The organism is Robinsoniella sp. (assembly GCF_034124845.1).
On the sequence record NZ_JAWYAJ010000147.1, the window covers coordinates 1 to 1,671 of the forward strand.

Here is a 1,671-nt window from a genome sequence, read left to right on the forward strand (position 1 = left end):
TCCAGGCAGACCAGGATATCCGGCAGCAATTCCTGATCCCGGAAAATACTGCGGATGGTTTCTTCCGAGTCAAAGGCTGTCTGGCTTTTTACCTGGTAAGAATCTATTTCTATTTTGGAATCCTTCCCCAATGCGTCCTTTACTGTTGATTTCATTTGGGCAAATACAAGATTTTCGTTTCCGTTTTCCGATTCTCCTTTTAATAAAACCAGCACCTTTCTGGTATCTTCGCCAATATTCCTTATAATCTCTTTCCCGTACTCTTCCCCCATCTGAATGCTGTTTATCCCAATAAAGCTCCTCCGCTTTGTCTGGGGTGCATCATCCAGTACTGTTACAACGGGTATCGCTTCCGATGCGGCTTTATCGATCAATGTCTCTATCTTCCGGCTTCCGTCGGGATGGACAATGATTCCATCCGCCTTAGCAGCGATGCCCACCTCCATCAGGTCTTCTATTCCATAGTCCACCGACAGATTGGCACCTGCCAGTTCCAGATAGATTCCATTTTCTGCCGCCTCTTCTCTGGCACTGTGATAAACTGACTGCCAGAAAGAGGAATTTATGTCTTCCGTAATCAGTACATAGTGCTTATCATATTTCTTATATTCCGCTGCCGTATCCAGATCACTTTGCCGGATCATGCGGTTATAGTATAGCCAGCCTCCTGCCGTCAATGCTCCCAGCAGGAAGATGCCCATAACGGCTGCATATATTTGCTTTTTCATAATTGTCCCCCTGAATAGCGCAAGCTGGCTTGCGCAGGTTAAAGTTCACATTTATTCCCGCGAGCATAGACCAAATACCCCGTTCCTTGCAGCGGGGTATTTTATTTACTCATTATACTATATCAAAAAGGAAAAGAAAAGATAACATTTCAGACAGGTCTGCGCATTTACTGCGCCGGCGTACGAAAGCCTGGAGCCTGCAGACATCCAGACCGCAAAAAACTTGCCGGTCTCCCATAAAGTGTATTACGCTCTATGGTAAAATGGCAAGTCATTTTACAGCTATTTTATTTTCTTTTTTAAAAAGTACCGCCTTCCCGGAGATACTGGGCGATCTGTTCAAACCGGAAATCATGATGCCGGTCCGCTTCCGCAACTTGGCGGAACAGGCGTGCCATATCATAAAATCCTTCCTTTCTGGCGGTATCCGCATAATCAGTATACCGCTGTGCCCAGTCAAAGTACTCTGTTTCGTAAGCATCCGTTACATTTTCATAAGTACCCGGAACAGCTCCCATATGCAGTTGTTCCAGCCAGAGTCTGGCAAATCTCAGCTCATCCTCCGATGTCTCTTTGAAGGCATCACTGGTCTGCCGGTTTCCGTCTGATTTTGCAATATCACTGTAGATTCTGTATTTCGTACTGTTCTGTAATTTTTCTTCATAAGCAGCCTGTAGATTTTTATAGGTCTGGCTTTCTTTAAATTCCATACTTCCGCCCGAAAAAGTGATTTATAACATTGTATGTATTTAAAATGACTTATTACCTAAAATACAGAAAGTTACGGAAATTTATTCGCCCCGGAACGTGCGGACTATTTCAATCATATTCAGATAACCCTCTGTGGGTACGTAATCCGGAATAGAATTTCCTGTTCCTGCGGCGATTCCTCCATGCCCTTGACACTGCTTTAAAATATCGGTGATATATTCTCTCATCTCTT

General features: G+C 44.2%; 2 protein-coding genes. Both read right to left on the bottom strand.

Annotation, left to right across the window (positions count from 1 at the left end; translation table 11 throughout):
• A partial coding sequence (locus ACH2DQ_RS07065) for a substrate-binding domain-containing protein (RefSeq protein WP_395026128.1) occupies positions 1–728 on the bottom strand: 728 nt, incomplete at its 3' end.
• Positions 729–1,027: 299 nt separating this feature from the next.
• Positions 1,028–1,438, bottom strand: a complete 411-nt coding sequence (locus ACH2DQ_RS07070) for a rubrerythrin family protein (protein ID WP_394911854.1) — start codon at positions 1,436–1,438, stop codon at positions 1,028–1,030.
• Positions 1,439–1,671 lie beyond the last annotated feature (233 nt).

What these genes read in the sequence shown, in the direction of transcription:
- ACH2DQ_RS07070 (WP_394911854.1), bottom strand. Translation starts at nt 1,438, where the DNA reads ATGGAATTTAAAGAAAGCCAGACCTATAAAAATCTACAGGCTGCTTAT.